This window comes from Nitratireductor pacificus pht-3B, from assembly GCF_000300335.1.
GTDB lineage: Bacteria > Pseudomonadota > Alphaproteobacteria > Rhizobiales > Rhizobiaceae > Nitratireductor > Nitratireductor pacificus.
In genome coordinates this window covers 45,594-61,053 of record NZ_AMRM01000005.1, presented here as the reverse complement: position 1 = coordinate 61,053, position 15,460 = coordinate 45,594, and the positions used below count along the sequence as shown (strand labels likewise).

Genomic DNA, 15,460 nt, shown 5'->3' with positions numbered 1-15,460 from the left:
ATGCCGCGCAAGGTTCAAGGGGCGGGGCCGTGAGAGCAATGCTCACAGAGCGGACAGGGTTTCGTTCTTCCGGGGCGACTTCAGCGGCGGGGCTTTCTCGAAAGCGCTCGAAAGCTCCCTGAGGAACGAAGCCGTGCCGGCGGAAAGCGCCAGGGGCAGGGCATCTCCTGCCGACGGCTGCCCGTTCTCCGCAACCTCTCCGGAATCGGAGCTTTCCGTCTCGATGCGCATGGGGCCTTCGATGCCGGGCAGGGGCTTCAGCTCGACATTCTGGTGTGCGTAGGTCATGAAGCGCTGCCAGACCATCGCCGGCAGGGAGCCACCCGTCATGCGGCGCGTCGGGTGGAAATCGTCATTGCCGAGCCAGACGGCGGCGACGTAGTTGCCGGTATAGCCGACATACCAGGCATCGCGATAGGACTGGGTCGTGCCGGTCTTGCCCGCCGACCGGGTCATCGGCAATGCTGCGCGGCGGCCGGTGCCGCTTTCCGGCACATGGATCAGCATCTGGTTCATGGACGCCGTGGCTTTCTCCGACAGCACGCGGCGCGGCGGCGGCGCGTCCCGCGCCTTGTCATAGACGAGATCGCCGGAATGGCTGAGAAGCTGCGAGATGCCGTAGCGCGTCCCGGCGAAGCCGCCATTGGCGAAGACGGAGAAACCGGTGGCCTGGTCGAGCGCCGTCATGCCTGATGTGCCGAGCACCATCGTCTTGTGACCATTGAGCGGCGATTCGATGCCGAACGACTTGACCAGATCAATGATCGGGTCGATTCCGGTATGGTCGCGCGCCAGCCTGACCGGAACGGTGTTGTAGGACTTGATGAGGGCCGTGGTGAGCGTGACCCGGCCAGCATAGCTTCGGCCGTAATTGCGCGGCGACCAGTTGCCCCAGGAGATGGGGCCGTCGGAGATGAGGGAGTTGGGCTCGAACCCGTTCTCCATTGCCACGGCGTAGACATAGGGCTTGAACGATGAGCCGGTCTGGCGTTCGGCGCGCGTGGCGCGATTGAACTGGCTGGCGCCGTAGTCGCGCCCGCCGACGATGGCGCGTACTGCGCCTTCGGCCTCCATCAGCACGATGGCCCCTTCGGAGACGTCGTAATCCTTGCCGTACTGGCGCAGGTGGAACTCGAGCGATTCCTCGGCGGCACGCTGCAGGTTGGGATCGATGGTCGTGCGCGCCACCAGAGAATGGGTGACGCCCCTTGGAACGATCTTCTTGACCTCCTCGAAGGCCCAGTCGAGGAAATAGTCCGGACTGTCCGCGCCGCCACGGTCGACGGCGGTGGCCGGGCGCAGCCGCGCGGAGAGGATCTGCCCCTCGCTCATGAACCCGGCCTGCACCAGATTGGTCAGAACCTCGTTGGCGCGCGCGCGCGCCGCCGGCAGGTTGATGTGCGGGGCGTAGCGCGCCGGAGCCTTGAACAGGCCGGCGATCATCGCCGCCTCCGCAAGCGAGAGATCCTCGACCTGCTTGTCGAAATAGAAATCGGCGGCAGCCGCGATGCCGAACGTCCCGCCGCCCAGATAGGAGCGGTCGAGATAGTATTGCAGGATCTCTTTCTTCGACAGGTTCATCTCGAGCCACAGGGCGAGATAGGCTTCCTTGACCTTGCGCTCGAAGGTGCGCTCATTGCTGAGGAACAGGTTCTTCGCGAGCTGCTGGGTGAGGGTCGAACCGCCCTGGACGACGGAATTGGCGCGTACATTCTCCGTCAGGGCGCGGGCGAGGCCGAAGAAGTCGATGCCGAAATGCTCGAAGAAACGGCGGTCTTCCGTCGCCAGGATCGCCTTGATGACATGATCGGGAATGGCATCGACCGGGATGGAGTCGCGCTGGATGATGCCGCGCTGGCCGATCTCGTTGCCGTAGCGGTCGAGAAAGGTGACGGCATAGTCGTCCTGAGCGCGCCAGTCGCCGGCCGTTTCCTCGAAGGCGGGCATTGCCAGAGCAAGCATGACGACGCTGCCTGCCGCACCGATGGTGAAGCCCTCGCTGAGCAGTTCGACGAGGGCGCGTTTTGCGCCGTAGACGCGAAAGCGGCGAAAGAAGATCGTTATCGATTCCCAGGCTTCGCCGGCCTTGAAGCCAGCTTCGTAGAATGCGGAATCAAGCCAGGCATCGACGGCCAGAAACCTGGTCGCCCGGGGTGCCTTCGCCTGTCGTTTCGCGCGTGGTTTCTTCACCCAAACTCCCGTCGGCCCGTCACGGGCTGCCCTGGCGCCGCTTCGTCGCGCAACGCACCCGCCCGAAAACGCCGCAGCGTGCGAATGTAGCACCGTAACGGCTTGTTTTATAGGATTTTCCGGATTTTTCAGCCTTCCGCATGAAGTTTCCCACCAGCATGACTAACGCACCCGGCGGCCACATGATGGAAATAGGAAAATATTCTTGACACCGTGACGGTCGCCTGATAGGGTTCAGATAGTGTCGCAGAGTTGCGGCCGCGGGAGCCAGAGCAGCCGGCGGCCCGGATTTCACACCCCTCAAAATCAATGGATTTCACCGATGGGCGAAAGCGCTTCGATCGCTTTGGCGGCGCTGCGAGCGCTCTACGAGGGCGCGCCGGCGACATTCGACATGCTGGCGCTCGCCGCCGGCCGCTCCGAGGCGCGGCTGCGGGCGACTGCGGACAGGGAAGGCTGGAGGACGCCGGAGCCCGTGGCGCATGCCGCCGACCCGGAAGCGCGGCTGAGCCTGCTTTCCGACCGGTTGATCGGGGAACTCGAGAAGGTCAGCAGCGAGGGAGAGGAAACGGGCGCCTACGACAAGGTGAGCCTCGACGCGCTGGCGGCGATGCTGCGCATGGTCGAGAAGCTCGGCGAAATGGGACGCGGCACGCAGAGCGCGCGCGAGGAACAGATGAGAAGCGATGAAGAAATGGCCGCCGCACTTGCGCGCATCGACGCGCGCATCCTCGAGCTTGCCGAGGACCTTGCAGGCCGGTTGGCAACGCAGATGGGCGTTGACAAATCTGCCGAGGAGGCTGGCACCGGAGATTGAGGCGGAGTGGATCGGCGCGGCGCGGCTCTCGCAATATCCGCTTCTGCCGATCTTCGACACTTGGCTGGTGACCGGCGGCCGCGGCGCCGGCAAGACACGGCTGGGCGCCGAATGGGTAAACGCCCTGGTGCGCGGCTTCCCGCCCTTCTCCGGAGGGCGGCGCTATGGCTGCCTGGCGCTTGTGGGTGAAACGCTGGCGGATGTGCGCGAGGTGATGATCGACGGCCCGTCGGGACTGTCCGCCGTGGCGCGCCGGCATCGGCCGCGTTTCGAAGCGAGCAGGCGCAGGCTGGTCTGGGACAATGGCGCGCTGGCGCAGATGTTCTCCGCCGAGGATCCGGAGAGCCTGCGCGGCCCGCAATTCGATGCCGCCTGGTGTGACGAGGTGGGCAAGTGGCGGCATGCGGATGCGACCTTCGACATGCTGCAGTTCGGCCTGCGGGTCGGCGAGCGGCCGCTGCAGCTTCTGACCACGACGCCGCGGCCCATCCCGCTGATCCGCCGGCTGATGGACGACCCGCTGGTCACGGTGACGCGCATGCCGACGGCGGAGAACGAGAAGAACCTGGCGAAGGGTTTTCTGCGGGCGATCGAGCGGCGCTACGCCGGGACACGGCTTGGCAGGCAGGAACTGGACGGCGAACTGATCGCCGACCGGCTCGACGCGTTGTGGACGCGGGGAATGCTGGAGACGGCGCCTGCCGCATCCGGTGCGTTGCGGCGCATCGTCGTGGCGGTCGATCCTCCGGCTGCCGCGCACCGGACGTCGGACGCCTGCGGACTGCTCGTCGCGGGCATCGACGCGGCCGGCAACGGGCTGGTCCTGCATGACGGGACCGTCAGGGCGGCCAAGCCGCAGGAATGGGCGAGCCGCGCGGTGGCGCTCTATCACCGGTTCGGCGCCGACTGCATGGTGGCGGAAGTCAACCAGGGCGGCGACATGGTGGCGGCGGTGATCGCCACGGTGGATGCCACCGTGCCGGTGAAGCCGGTGCGGGCGACGCGCGGCAAATGGCTGCGCGCCGAACCCGTGGCGGCGCTCTACGAGCAGGGGCGCGTGCGCCACGCGCAGCGCTTTCCCGAGCTCGAGGACGAGATGTGCGATTTCGGCCTCGACGGATTGTCGGGCGGTCATTCGCCGGACCGGGTGGATGCGCTGGTCTGGGCGCTGACGGAGCTGATGCTTGGCAAACGACGCGAGCCGCGCATCCGGGATTTGGGATAGGGGCGCAGGCCCCGGCAACGAAACGCTCGATCGGGAAGACGATATGGCTTGGAACTGGCCCTGGGCGAGGCGTCCGGGAGGCGCCGACGCGTCCGTGGAAACGAAGGCTGCGCAGGCGGCCGGCTTCGTCGCACTGCACCGCGAGGCCGAGGCGCGCTGGTCGCGCCGCGACTATGCGGCGCTGGGGCGCGAGGGGTTCATGAAGAACCCCGTCGCCCACCGCGCCGTGCGGCTGGTGGCGGAGGCGGCCGGCGCCGTGCCCTGGCTCTTGTACGAAGGCGCGCGGGAGCACGATGCGCATCCCGTGCTCGACCTGATGGCGCGACCCAACCAGCGGCAGGCGGGCGGCAGCTTCATGGAGGCGCTCTACGGGCATCTGCTCCTGGCCGGCAACGCCTATGTGCAGATGCTGGAGACCGGGACCGGAACACGCGAGCTGCATCTCCTGCGGCCCGACCGGGTGACCGTGGCGGCCGACGCCGCCGGCTGGCCGGTTGCGCTCGACTATCGCGAGGGCAGGGCGCGCCAGAGGATCGCGCTCGAACCGGGCGCGGCCCTGCAACTCGGCCTGTTTCACCCGCTCGACGATCACTACGGTTTCGCGCCACTGGGCGCGGCGCTGATGGCGCTCGATACGCACAACCAGGCGGCGCGCTGGAACAAGGCGCTGCTCGACAATTCGGCGCGTCCCTCCGGCGCGCTGGTCTATGCACCGAAGGAAGGCGGCAATCTCTCGGAGGACCAGTTCGACCGGCTGAAGGCGGAACTCGAACAAGGCTATGGCGGCGTGGCGCGGGCCGGACGGCCGCTGCTGCTCGAGGGTGGGCTCGACTGGAAGGCGATGAGCCTGTCGCCGCGCGACATGGACTTCATGGCGGCAAAGAACGGGGCGGCGCGCGACATCGCGCTGGCGCTCGGCGTGCCGCCCATGCTGCTCGGCATTCCCGGCGACAACACCTACGCCAATTACCAGGAAGCGAACCGGGCCTTCTACCGGCTGACCGTGCTGCCGCTGGTGGGGCGGGTGGCGAAGGAGTTTTCGGCCTGGCTCGAGCCGGTGTTCGGAGCGCCGTTGCGGCTGTGGTTCGACGCCGATGCGATCGAGGGACTGGCGGCGGAGCGCGAGGCGCTGTGGAGCCGGGTGGGCGCCGCCGATTTCCTGAGTGATGAGGAAAAACGCCGGGCTGTGGGCTATGGCCCGCGTGGCGAATGAGGCGCGTTCTGGAGGATACGGGGATGCTTGCCACGCGGCTGCGTGGGGAGGCGACATGGTTCCGGCTGCTGGCCTCCGCCGCGCGGCTGGAGCTAGCGCTAAAGTACAACCCCGGATGGCGTCTTCAGCCGCGTGTCCCAGCGGGAAGTCCTGGTGGTGGTCACTGGACGGATGGGGGTGGAGGCAGCGCCATTGACGAAAGCACCGTCCATCGTGTGCAGGCCGAGCCTGGACGAGGTCAGCAGGTTGACCTTTTGGAAGAGGAGGCGGCTGGCGGACATGCGATCAGAAAACATGTTGGCCGAAGCGGTCAGTATCTCCTGGATTACGTTCGTGCGCATCAGGACCGGGGGCTCTTTGTTCGGCACGGCGTGCGGCGTAGCGGGTCTTTTCCTTCTCTGGTTGCAGCGAACGGGCTTGTAAACGCAACCTTGGATCGCAACCGTGCTATTGCAGATGCGGTTGCGAAAGGCGAACTTGACGAGGCGTTTGTTACCGCAGTCTTTAATTAGAAAACCGGGATGGACGCAGTTACAGATGGTTATGTGCAACCTTACCTGCGTGATACTTATGGCGTTGGTGTATATATTGTCCATGATGATAAAGTTCGCAAAGGATTAAGGGTTCACACAGCCTATCCAAGAAACGAGTGAGAGATCAGATGAACGTACCAAGTGCGTTTTCTCGCATGGCGCGCCATATGCATGCCGACGTAGAGCTTGTCGTTCGATCTGATGACGAACTGACAGCCTATCTCGCTCGCTCTTTGACCGCGCAAGAAAAGAATATTGTATCCGGTTTTATCGAACGGTTGCTGGCGGCCGGACTGAACGATGAGGGTTTGGTGAAAATCTGGTCGGAAACAGGGTCCGATTGCTATCTTCGAAAAGGGTATGCAGAACTCTTTTATCGGGACCTCTTGGCGGCACTGCGCGCGCAGTAGATCAAGGATGCCGGGAAACGTGATGCAGGGGCGACAGCTGGACCATGGATGTTCCGAAGGTCCTTATCGGCGAGGCCGGCGCACTGATCGGCCAGAAGCTCGAATATGAACGTGGCACCCAATGGTGGACGGCGCGCAGCCAGACGCTCGGCCGCATCCTGTGCATCCTTCTGGCGGAGTGGAAGCCGGAACTGGTGGACGACCTCACACGGGTCGGCAGTCTCTACACCGACCAGATGTGGGCCTTCTACGGCGGGCTGGAAGACGGCATTTCGCCGGGTGACCTGAAACATCGTCTGCTCGTTGCGGAGCACATGCTTCCGGATCTTACGCCGGACCCGCAGAGGATCGACCGGCTGGCCGGGCAATTGCTGCAGGTCGAAATCCCCGAGGATCGGTGGAAGAGGCATTCAGGGTGACGGCGGGTCGTCCGGCTCATGGGCAAGGGGCGCCTGGCTGCAAAACGCGAATGCATGTAGCATCCGGACGAACTCATTTGAATGACAGCTAACATGCATGATTTCAATGTGTTAAAGCGTCCTTTGCGTGCCGTATAGGACGCGCGGCGCTGTAAAGAGCTTGAGCCGCGTGGCCTGACGGACGGCAACCCAGACCCGAGCAATGACGCGTTGGAGCATCGGCCCGAACGTGGCCTGCAGTTTGCGGTTCTTCCGATGCTCTTTCCAACCTTCGGGTCGTCCCTTGCGCGTTCGAACGGGCGCATGACGATCTGAAAGCACGATCCCACATACGAGGATTTTTCGATGACCGACCTGACCCAGGCGGGCTGGATATGGCTCGCCAAGGGGGCTGGCGCTGTGGCCGGCTCCGCGATCTCGCTCGCCTATATCCTGCCCAAGCACCGGCGCGACGCGGCCATCCGCTTCGCGGTCGGTGTTACCTGCGGCATGATCTTCGGCGGCGCGACCGGTTTGAAGCTCGCCGAGCAGATCGGGCTCACCGGAGAACTCGGCCCGGCTGAGACCATGCTGATGGGGGCCGCCGCGGCGAGCCTGTGCGCCTGGAGCGCCATCGGGCTTGTGCTGCGCTATTTCCACGGCCGCGCCCTCGATCGCATGCCGGCCGAGGCCGCCTCCCGTCTTCCAGACCAGAAAGGACGCTAGCCATGCGGGATGCGGAAACACCGGCGCTGGACGAGTACAAATATGCCGGCCTTGACATCGAGACGGTGGAAACCGACGGGACGTTCTCGGGCTATGCGAGCCTTTTCGGCAAGGTGGACCTGGGGCGCGACGCGGTGGAGCGGGGGGCTTTCGCGCGCTCGATCGAGCGACGCGGGGCCGCCGGCATCCGCATGCTGTTCCAGCACGACCCGGCTCAGCCCATCGGCGCCTGGGAGGAGGTGCGCGAGGACGCGCGCGGCCTATTCGTGCGCGGCCGTCTGGCGCTGGGCGTCGCCAAGGGGCGCGAGGTGCGCGAACTGATGCGCGACCGCGCGCTGGACGGGCTTTCCATCGGGTTTCGCACCGTCAGGGCGCGGACGGAGGCCAAGACCGGGGTGCGGCGCATCCTGGAGGCCGATCTTTGGGAGATCTCGGTCGTCACCTTTCCCATGCTGCCGGAGGCGCGCGTGGACAATGTGAAGACCGCTGGGAATGGCGCGCCCCTGCCCACGGCGCGCGAATTCGAGCGCTGGCTGACGCGGGATGCGGGCCTGACGCGGCGCGAGGCCCGGGTGGTGATCGCCAAGGGGTTCGCGGTCTTGACGCGCGAGCGGGACGCCGCGCGGGGCGACGACGGGCAGCTGGCGGCGGTAATCCGCCGGGCGGCCCGCATGTTCAACGATCAGGGAAAGAAACGATGACGGAACAACGGAAAATGCGCGCGCCGGAGGTGAAGTCGGCGGCGGACCAGGGTGACGTGACAGCGGCGTTCGAGGAATTCATGACCTCGTTCGAAGCCTTCAAGGAAGCCAATGACGAGAAGCTCGGCCAGCTGGAGCGGCGCGGCGCCGACCCGGTCACGGTGGAGAAGGTGGAGCGCATCTCGCGCGCCCTCGACGCGCAGAAGCAGGCCATCGACGGGCTGGCGCTGAAGAAGGCGCGCCCGGCGCTGGGACGCGGCGGCGGCGGCCTGGCGGAGCTGGAGCGCAAGCAGGCCTTCGACGCCTATATGCGCTCCGGTGACGAGCGCAGTCTGCGGGCGCTGGAGGAGAAGTCCATGTCCTACGGCTCCGGCCCGGACGGCGGCTATCTGGTGCCCGACGAGACGGAGGCGGCGATCGGCGCGCGGCTTGCCGATCTCTCGCCGATCCGCTCCATCGCCTCGGTACGCCAGGTGTCGAGCGCTGTGCTGAAGAAGCCTTTCGCGATCAGTGGCCCGGTGGTGGGCTGGGTGGCCGAGACGGCGGCACGGCCCGAGACGGCCTCCAGCACGCTCGACGAGCTGCAGTTCCCGACGGCGGAACTCTACGCCATGCCGGCTGCGACGGCAGCACTTCTCGACGACAGTGTGGTCGATCTCGACCAGTGGATCGCCGGCGAGGTGGAAGCCGCGTTCGCCGAGCAGGAGGGCGCGGCCTTCGTCAACGGCAACGGCGTCAACAAGCCGAGAGGCTTTCTCAACTACACGCAGGTGGATGACGGAAGCTGGAACTGGGGCAATGTCGGCTACAACGTAACCGGCGTCAGCGGCGCGCTGCCGGCGTCGGATGCTTCCGACGTTCTGGTGGACCTCGTCTATGCGCTGAAGGCGGGGTACCGCCAGAACGCAAGCTGGGTGATGAACCGGAAGACGCAGGCGACGCTGCGCAAGCTGAAGGACGCGGACGGCAATTATATGTGGCAGCCTCCCGCCACCCCCGGCAGCCGCGCCATGCTGATGGGTTTTCCGCTCGTCGAGGCGGAGGACATGCCCGACATCGGCGCGGACACGACGCCGATCGCTTTCGGTGATTTCCGCCGCTTCTACCTGGTGGTGGATCGCATGGGCATCCGGGTGCTGCGCGATCCCTACTCGGCGAAGCCCTACGTGCTGTTCTACACGACCAAGCGGGTCGGCGGTGGTATCCAGGACTTCGAGGCAGCCAAGCTGCTGAAATTCGGCATCGCATGACGGCAGACTGACAGGCGGTGCATTGCTGCCCCCGGGGGCGGCCCCGGGGGCGGCTCCGGCCTCTTTGTCCGCAGCCGCCCTGTCTCCAGCGACGGGATTTCATTCATGACGCTTTTTCGAACGGTCGACCCGGCGGTCGAACCGGTGACGCTCGTCGAGGCGAAGGCGCATCTGAGGATCGCCCATGCCGGTGAGGACGAGTTGCTGAACGGGTTGATCCGCGCGGCGCGCGAGGAGGTCGAGACGACCACCGGCAGCGCGCTGATCAACCAGTCGTGGCGGATGGTGCTCGACGACTGGCCGCGCGATGCGCTGCTCCTGCTGCGCCGGCCGCCGGTGCGCCAGATCATCTCGGTGACGGTGTTCGATGCGGACGGGGCGGGATCGGTTCTCGACCCGGCGCGCTACCATCTGGACCCCGTCTCGAGCCCGGCCCGTCTGTATCTGGGCGAGCGCCCCCCGTCGGGCGGGTGCTGAACGGCGTGGAGGTGGATTTCACCGCCGGTCACGGCGAGGCGGGAACGGATGTTCCCGATCTCTTGCGCCGGGCGATCCTGCTTCTTGTGGCGCACTGGTTCGAGTTCCGCGCCAGCTACGGCGCGGCGCACCAGCCGGTGTCCCTGCCGGAAGGCTATCGACGCCTTCTCGGCGCCTACAAGACCCCGAGGCTGTGATGCGCATGCAGTTCATCGAACCCGGCTCTTTCCGGCACGAGATGCGCCTGCAGCAGGCGGCGCTGACACCGGACGGCGCCGGCGGACACTTCGAGAGCTGAACCGAGATCGCGACGCCGTTCGCCGTGGTTGAGCCAGTTGTAAAAAGGGGAGCCGGCGTGCCGGCGCAGCGCTCGGTGACGATGTGAGGAAGAATGTTTGAAAGGAAAGGGCAACGCATGACACAAAGCAAACCTTGGTATCTCTCGCGCACCATCTGGGCTTCGCTGGTGACGATCGCCACGGCCGCCGCCGGGATGCTCGGCTATCCGGTCGACGGGATCGACGGCCCCGCCGTTTCGGACAGCGTTTTACAGGCGATCACCGCAATATCGGGCCTTGTCGCGATCTTCGGACGCGTGCTGGCGAGCAACCGGATCGGCTGAGCAGTGCAAGGCGGCCGGTTCGGGCCGGCCGCCTTGCATGCGGGAGGAAGCAGAAACGGGAACCTTGTTCATTTCCTATTCAGTCTCGCTGGGTTAAACCGGTCTCATGTTGAGGCATCATGCAAACAGAATTGGACGTGGCGCGGCGCTCGGCTTGTCGATGACAATCGCCGCGCTCGGCGTGCCCGGCGCACCCGCCCTGGCGGACGAACCGTTTGCCGTGGCGCAATCCGGCGCCGACTGCTATTCGGTCGGTTCCAGGGTCGCCGCTGAAAACGGCGGCCAGCTGGTGCAGGCGACCGCCGAACAGCGGGGGGGACAAACCGTTTGCCGCATCGTGGTCGTGATCCCGGGCGACGGCGGGCAGCGTCCCAAACGTGCCGAGTTCGTTGTTCCGGCGAATTGATCCGTGCCGGAGGGGCGTGGTTCGCGCCTCTCTCCAGCGATCCGAAACGGGCGAGTGAGGGACTGATGCGCATTCTGGTTGTCGAAGACGACAAGGATCTCAATCGGCAGATCAGTGATGCGCTGAGCGATGCCGGTTATGTGGTCGACAAGGCATTCGACGGCGAGGAGGGCCATTTCCTCGGCGATACGGAGCCGTACGACGCGGTCGTGCTCGACATCGGCCTGCCGCAGATGGACGGCATTAGCGTACTGGAACGATGGCGCCAGGACGACCGGAAGATGCCGGTCCTGATCCTGACGGCGCGCGACCGCTGGAGCGACAAGGTGGCCGGCATCGACGCCGGCGCCGACGACTACGTGACCAAGCCGTTTCACATCGAGGAGGTTCTGGCGCGGCTTCGGGCGCTGATCCGGCGCGCGGCGGGGCACGCATCGCCTGAGCTCCATTGCGGTCCGGTGCGCCTGGACACGAAATCCTCCAAGGCAGATATCAACGGCGTTCCCCTCAAGCTGACCTCGCACGAATACAGGCTGCTCGCCTATCTCATGCACCACCGGGATTCGGTGGTATCCCGCACAGAGCTGGTCGAGCATCTCTACGATCAGGATTTCGACAGGGATTCCAACACCATCGAGGTCTTTGTCGGCCGTTTGCGCAAGAAGCTGGGCGACGTCGACCTGATCGAAACCGTTCGGGGTATGGGTTATCGTTTGCGCGAGCCGCGCGACCCCTAGGCCGCAGCCGATGCCCGACAGCACGCCCCCGTCATCCTTCTGGACCTTCGCCGCACGGTCGCTCACCGTGCGCGTCGTCGCATTCTCCTCGTTCTGGGCCATCATTGCGCTGGTGGTCATCGCAACGATCATCTCCGCCCTTTTCAGGCAGGTCTCCGAGCGCGGTTTCGACAGCGTGCTGCTGGCCCATCTCAACAACGTCATCGGTTCCGTCGGCGTTTCGGAAGAAGGCGTGCTGGAGGGCAATCCCAATCTGGATGACCTCCGGTTCTCGCAACCCAGATCGGGCTGGTACTGGGCCGTGGAGCCCCTGACCGAAGATCTCGGTGCCGCTCTGAGATCCGCTTCCATGACGGCGCCTGTCCCGGCGCCGAGCACTGCACAGGTGCCGTTCAGCGATTCGTTCCAGCGCAACTATCTGGGGACCGGCGCGGGCGGCGAGGCGATCGAGGTGTTCGAGGCCGAGCTTTTGATCGGCGACGGTGGCCAGGTGGCGCGCTTCCGGGTGATGGGCAACCGGACGGAGCTGGAAGACGAGGTTGCACGCTTTGCCCGCAAGCTGTTCGGCTACCTGACGGTGTTCGGCATGGGGATGATCGCCATCAACGTGTTCGCCATCCTCTACGGGTTGCGTCCGCTCAACCATGTCCAGCAGGCGCTGGCCGACATTCGTGCGGGCACCGCGCGCCGGCTCGAAGGACCGTTCCCGCGCGAGATCGCATCGCTCGCCGACGAGACGAACGCGTTGATCGAGAACAACCGGCGCATTCTGGAGCGCTCGCGCAAGCAGGTCGGCAATCTGGCGCATTCGCTGAAAACCCCTCTCGCCGTCCTGATGAACGAGGGGCGTGCCGTCGGTGGCGAGCGCGGCGAACTGATCACGGCGCAGGCGACGGCCCTGCAGAAGCAGCTCGATCACTATCTGCAGCGCGCCCGGGCCGCCGCCCAGCGTGACAGCCTGGTGTTCCGCACGCCGGTTCGCGCTTCTCTGGAGCGGATGGCGCGGGTGATGAGCAAGCTCAATCCCCGCATCGACTTCCGGGTGGACCTGCCGGACGAGGCGCTGGTGTTCGCAGGTGAGCGCGAAGATCTGGAAGAGATCAGCGGCAATCTGCTCGAAAACGCCATGAAATGGGCGCAGGGCAGGGTGGTGGTGCGCATTGAGGACGGGAGCGACGCGAAAGGCGCTTCGGGATTCACGATCGTCATTGAGGATGACGGCCCGGGGATCCCGGAGGAGCGGGCGCGCGAAGCGCTGAAGCGCGGACGGCGCCTGGACGAAAACAAGCCCGGAACCGGGCTGGGCCTTGCGATTGTGACCGACCTGGTGGAAGAATATGGCGGTTCGCTCGCGCTCGAGCGGTCAAGGCTGGGCGGGCTGAAGGTGCTGGTCGGCCTGCCGCGTGCGGAAAGCTGAGCGCGCGCGGCGAGCACGCTGCCAAAATTCGAACAAACGGACCCAATAAGGGCCTTCTGCGTCCGGGATTTATTCAAGGGATCATAGAACCCAATGAGATTTGCGCCAGTTGCCCTGATTGCCTTCGCCGCCGCATTGTCCGGCTGCGTCGGCGGCAGCCTTTCGCAAGCGGAGCTGCAACCCAACCAGTTCGCGCCCGCGCCCGCGAAGGCGAATGTGATCGCGGGGATCGAAGGGGGAGGCCTGGTCAACGGCACGCTGGGCACCGCGCTGTCGCGCCAGCAGCGCCGCCTGGCCATGGAAGCCGAGTATCGCGCGCTGGAAAGCACGCCGGCGGGGCAGGACGTGGCCTGGCGCGACGGCGGCTCGGGCAGGGCCGGAACGGTTCGCGCTGCGCAGCCTTACCGCGTCGGCTCGCAGGATTGCCGCCAGTACACGCACACGATCGAGATCAACGGGGCCAGCCGCGCCGCGCGTGGCACGGCATGCCGCAACCCCGATGGAAGCTGGACGCTCCTGGGATAATACCGCCTCGGGCGGCTAGCCGGACGACGTGCCTGTTGCCAAATGGCCGCAGGTCCTGCGAGTTGGCAGGACCGCGCATGGCGGCTAATGAAGAACGATGCTGTTCTGGATCTTCGCTGCAATTCTGACTGTCGCCACCGCTCTTGCGGTGATGCGGCCGTTCATGACGCGCAAAGGGGCGTCGGCAGGCGGCGCCGCCCACGATATCGAGGTGTATCGCGACCAGCTGGACGAGCTCGGCCGGGATGTCGAGCGCGGCTTGATCGGCAAGACGGAAGCGGAGCAGGCGCGGGCCGAGATCGGCCGCAGGATTCTGAAGGTTTCAGAGACCACCGAGGGGGTGGCCGGGGACGACAGGAACCGCACCGTGGTTCGTCTGGTCGCGGTTGTCGCCATTCTGGCGGTGCCGCTTGTGAGCTGGGGCCTGTACCTGGTTACCGGCTCGCCGGAGATGCGGTCGCAGCCCCTGCAGGCACGGCTCGAGCAGGACCCTTCGAATGCCTCCGTCGATGATCTCATCGCGCGCGCCGAGGCGCATCTGGCGAACAATCCGCAGGACGTCCGCGGCTGGCAGGTACTGGGGCCGATCTACATGCGTCTCGGGCGGTTCGCCGACGCCGAGACCGCCTTGCGCAACATCATGCGCCTGTCAGGGGAAAGCGCCGATCTGCAGGCGTCTCTTGGAGAGGTGATCGTCGGCAAGGCGCAAGGGCTGGTGACGGCCGAGGCAGAAGCCGCCTTCAGGGCTGCCCTGGAACTGGAAGCAGGCAATCCGAAGGCACAGTTCTTCGTAGCATTGGCCCGCGCGCAGGAAGGCCGCATGCCGGAAGCGCGCGCCGCCTGGCAGGCGCTTGCCGCCGGTCAGCCGGAAGGCTCGCCCTGGCGCGAAGCCGTGGCGCAGGCGCTGGCCGGTTCCGAAAGCGCCGAGGAGCAGGGCGAGAAGGAAACGCCTCCGGGACCGAGCAGCGAGGAGGTCGCCGCGGCGGCTGACATGACACCGGAAGATCGACTGGCAATGATCTCCGGCATGGTGGCGCAACTCGATGCAAGGTTGCGGGACAATCCTGCGGATGCCGACGGTTGGCGCAGGCTGATCCGCTCCTATACGGTGCTGAACCGGCCTGATGATGCGCGCGCCGCACTGGGGCGGGCCATCGAGGCCCTTGGAGCGGATACGCCGGAAAGCGCTGAACTCGTGGCGTTCGCGGCGGGTCTCGGCATAGCGGTCGAATAGGTGTGACGTGACACGAAAGCAGAAACGACTGGCGATCATCGCAGGCGCGCTGGGCTTCCTCGGAGCCGCGGCGGGACTGACGCTCTATGCGCTGGGACAGCAGACATCCTATTTCTACATGCCCAGTGACCTGCAGGAACGGCCGGTGGCTTCGGGCCAGCGCATCCGTCTCGGAGGACTGGTCGAGAAGGATTCGATCATGCGCGGGGACGACACGCAAGTGCGGTTCGCCGTGACCGATGGCGATCATACCGTCAAGGTGACCTATGCGGGCATCCTGCCGGACCTGTTCCGCGAGGAGCAGGGGGTCGTCACCGAAGGGATCTTCGGCGCCGATGAGGTGTTCGTCGCCGACACGGTGCTCGCTAAGCACGACGAGAACTACATGCCGAAGGAAGTTGCCGACAGCCTGAAGGAAAAGGGCGTCTGGAAGGAGAACTAGATCGCCGTGCGTCCTTTCGGACGTACAATGGACGATCTAAAACACTGATGGAGCACCGCGTCGCCTTCGGTGTCGAAGGGCACCGCATGGCACAGCAGCGATGCCTCGCAACGCAGACGGATCGCCACGGCCCTTCA

18 protein-coding genes and 1 pseudogene are annotated in these 15,460 nt (G+C 65.7%); 17 read left to right on the top strand and 2 right to left on the bottom strand.

Features of this window, described 5'->3' with window-relative positions:
* Positions 1-42: 42 nt before the first annotated feature.
* Positions 43-2,190 (bottom strand): transglycosylase domain-containing protein, encoded by a 2,148-nt coding sequence (locus tag NA2_RS05630; RefSeq protein ID WP_008595154.1) that lies wholly within the window; start codon positions 2,188-2,190, stop codon positions 43-45.
* A gap of 322 nt (positions 2,191-2,512) precedes the next feature.
* On the opposite strand from NA2_RS05630, the gene NA2_RS22280 reads away from it, so the two are divergent.
* Genes NA2_RS22280 through NA2_RS05615 form a run of 3 tightly spaced genes read left to right on the top strand, consistent with a single transcriptional unit; the run spans position 2,513 to position 5,445 of the window.
* The gene (locus NA2_RS22280) at positions 2,513-3,007 is read left to right on the top strand and encodes a hypothetical protein (protein ID WP_008595152.1); all 495 of its coding nucleotides are present in this window, start codon (positions 2,513-2,515) and stop codon (positions 3,005-3,007) included.
* Positions 2,970-4,232 (top strand): DNA-packaging protein, encoded by a 1,263-nt coding sequence (locus tag NA2_RS05620; protein WP_008595149.1) that lies wholly within the window; start codon positions 2,970-2,972, stop codon positions 4,230-4,232. The genes NA2_RS22280 and NA2_RS05620 overlap by 38 nt, the downstream gene beginning before the upstream one ends.
* Before the next feature lie 43 nt (positions 4,233-4,275).
* Positions 4,276-5,445, top strand: coding sequence for a phage portal protein (locus NA2_RS05615; RefSeq protein WP_008595146.1), 1,170 nt, complete (start codon positions 4,276-4,278; stop codon positions 5,443-5,445).
* A 98-nt stretch (positions 5,446-5,543) separates the two neighbouring features.
* Here the strand turns inward: NA2_RS05615 and NA2_RS21885 are convergent, their stop codons facing one another.
* On the bottom strand, positions 5,544-5,786 hold the full coding sequence (locus tag NA2_RS21885) for a hypothetical protein (RefSeq protein WP_157188144.1): 243 nt from the start codon (positions 5,784-5,786) through the stop codon (positions 5,544-5,546).
* Positions 5,787-5,966: 180 nt separating this feature from the next.
* Between NA2_RS21885 and NA2_RS22385 the strand changes: the two genes are divergently transcribed.
* The 14 genes and pseudogenes from NA2_RS22385 to ccmE all read left to right on the top strand — a co-directional run bounded on the left by NA2_RS22385 (position 5,967) and on the right by ccmE (position 15,323).
* Positions 5,967-6,098 carry a hypothetical protein gene (locus NA2_RS22385; protein ID WP_274531968.1) on the top strand — a complete coding sequence of 44 codons (132 nt, stop codon included), beginning with the start codon at positions 5,967-5,969 and terminating at the stop codon, positions 6,096-6,098.
* An 8-nt stretch (positions 6,099-6,106) separates the two neighbouring features.
* Positions 6,107-6,388 (top strand): hypothetical protein, encoded by a 282-nt coding sequence (locus NA2_RS05605; RefSeq protein ID WP_157188143.1) that lies wholly within the window; start codon positions 6,107-6,109, stop codon positions 6,386-6,388.
* Between the two features lie 44 nt (positions 6,389-6,432).
* The gene (locus NA2_RS05600) at positions 6,433-6,807 is read left to right on the top strand and encodes a hypothetical protein (RefSeq protein WP_008595141.1); all 375 of its coding nucleotides are present in this window, start codon (positions 6,433-6,435) and stop codon (positions 6,805-6,807) included.
* A gap of 345 nt (positions 6,808-7,152) precedes the next feature.
* Entirely contained in the window at positions 7,153-7,512 is a 360-nt protein-coding gene (locus tag NA2_RS05595) for a DUF6107 family protein (RefSeq protein ID WP_008595140.1), read from the top strand.
* A 2-nt stretch (positions 7,513-7,514) separates the two neighbouring features.
* Positions 7,515-8,213 (top strand): HK97 family phage prohead protease, encoded by a 699-nt coding sequence (locus NA2_RS05590; protein ID WP_008595138.1) that lies wholly within the window; start codon positions 7,515-7,517, stop codon positions 8,211-8,213.
* Entirely contained in the window at positions 8,210-9,463 is a 1,254-nt protein-coding gene (locus tag NA2_RS05585) for a phage major capsid protein (protein WP_008595136.1), read from the top strand. Before NA2_RS05590 ends, NA2_RS05585 begins: the two co-directional genes overlap by 4 nt.
* Before the next feature lie 105 nt (positions 9,464-9,568).
* A pseudogene (locus NA2_RS05580) lies at positions 9,569-10,137 on the top strand (head-tail connector protein).
* A 218-nt stretch (positions 10,138-10,355) separates the two neighbouring features.
* The gene (locus NA2_RS05575) at positions 10,356-10,562 is read left to right on the top strand and encodes a hypothetical protein (protein WP_008595130.1); all 207 of its coding nucleotides are present in this window, start codon (positions 10,356-10,358) and stop codon (positions 10,560-10,562) included.
* Positions 10,563-10,722: 160 nt separating this feature from the next.
* A complete protein-coding gene (locus tag NA2_RS05570) occupies positions 10,723-10,968 on the top strand; it encodes a hypothetical protein (RefSeq protein ID WP_244423594.1) in 246 nt (81 codons plus the stop codon).
* A gap of 65 nt (positions 10,969-11,033) precedes the next feature.
* Positions 11,034-11,705: a response regulator transcription factor gene (locus NA2_RS05565; RefSeq protein ID WP_008595125.1), complete on the top strand. Its 672-nt coding sequence runs from the start codon at positions 11,034-11,036 to the stop codon at positions 11,703-11,705.
* Positions 11,706-11,715: 10 nt separating this feature from the next.
* Complete coding sequence (locus NA2_RS05560; RefSeq protein WP_008595123.1) at positions 11,716-13,122, top strand: ATP-binding protein; 1,407 nt, start codon at positions 11,716-11,718, stop codon at positions 13,120-13,122.
* 93 nt (positions 13,123-13,215) lie between these two features.
* Positions 13,216-13,647: an RT0821/Lpp0805 family surface protein gene (locus tag NA2_RS05555; protein ID WP_008595121.1), complete on the top strand. Its 432-nt coding sequence runs from the start codon at positions 13,216-13,218 to the stop codon at positions 13,645-13,647.
* Positions 13,648-13,744: 97 nt separating this feature from the next.
* Positions 13,745-14,881, top strand: coding sequence for a c-type cytochrome biogenesis protein CcmI (ccmI, locus tag NA2_RS05550; RefSeq protein ID WP_008595120.1), 1,137 nt, complete (start codon positions 13,745-13,747; stop codon positions 14,879-14,881).
* 7 nt (positions 14,882-14,888) lie between these two features.
* Positions 14,889-15,323, top strand: a complete 435-nt coding sequence (gene ccmE, locus NA2_RS05545; RefSeq protein WP_008595118.1) for a cytochrome c maturation protein CcmE — start codon at positions 14,889-14,891, stop codon at positions 15,321-15,323.
* Positions 15,324-15,460 lie beyond the last annotated feature (137 nt).

Excerpts from the sequence above, each read along its gene's own strand:
- NA2_RS22280 (WP_008595152.1), top strand. The coding sequence starts at position 2,513 with ATGGGCGAAAGCGCTTCGATCGCTTTGGCGGCGCTGCGAGCGCTCTAC.
- NA2_RS05615 (WP_008595146.1), top strand. The coding sequence starts at position 4,276 with ATGGCTTGGAACTGGCCCTGGGCGAGGCGTCCGGGAGGCGCCGACGCG.
- NA2_RS21885 (WP_157188144.1), bottom strand. The coding sequence starts at position 5,786 with ATGCGCACGAACGTAATCCAGGAGATACTGACCGCTTCGGCCAACATG.
- NA2_RS22385 (WP_274531968.1), top strand. The coding sequence starts at position 5,967 with ATGGACGCAGTTACAGATGGTTATGTGCAACCTTACCTGCGTGATACT.
- NA2_RS05605 (WP_157188143.1), top strand. The coding sequence starts at position 6,107 with ATGAACGTACCAAGTGCGTTTTCTCGCATGGCGCGCCATATGCATGCC.
- NA2_RS05600 (WP_008595141.1), top strand. The coding sequence starts at position 6,433 with ATGGATGTTCCGAAGGTCCTTATCGGCGAGGCCGGCGCACTGATCGGC.
- NA2_RS05595 (WP_008595140.1), top strand. The coding sequence starts at position 7,153 with ATGACCGACCTGACCCAGGCGGGCTGGATATGGCTCGCCAAGGGGGCT.
- NA2_RS05590 (WP_008595138.1), top strand. The coding sequence starts at position 7,515 with ATGCGGGATGCGGAAACACCGGCGCTGGACGAGTACAAATATGCCGGC.
- NA2_RS05585 (WP_008595136.1), top strand. The coding sequence starts at position 8,210 with ATGACGGAACAACGGAAAATGCGCGCGCCGGAGGTGAAGTCGGCGGCG.
- NA2_RS05575 (WP_008595130.1), top strand. The coding sequence starts at position 10,356 with ATGACACAAAGCAAACCTTGGTATCTCTCGCGCACCATCTGGGCTTCG.
- NA2_RS05570 (WP_244423594.1), top strand. The coding sequence starts at position 10,723 with ATGACAATCGCCGCGCTCGGCGTGCCCGGCGCACCCGCCCTGGCGGAC.
- NA2_RS05565 (WP_008595125.1), top strand. The coding sequence starts at position 11,034 with ATGCGCATTCTGGTTGTCGAAGACGACAAGGATCTCAATCGGCAGATC.
- NA2_RS05560 (WP_008595123.1), top strand. The coding sequence starts at position 11,716 with ATGCCCGACAGCACGCCCCCGTCATCCTTCTGGACCTTCGCCGCACGG.
- NA2_RS05555 (WP_008595121.1), top strand. The coding sequence starts at position 13,216 with ATGAGATTTGCGCCAGTTGCCCTGATTGCCTTCGCCGCCGCATTGTCC.
- ccmI (WP_008595120.1), top strand. The coding sequence starts at position 13,745 with ATGCTGTTCTGGATCTTCGCTGCAATTCTGACTGTCGCCACCGCTCTT.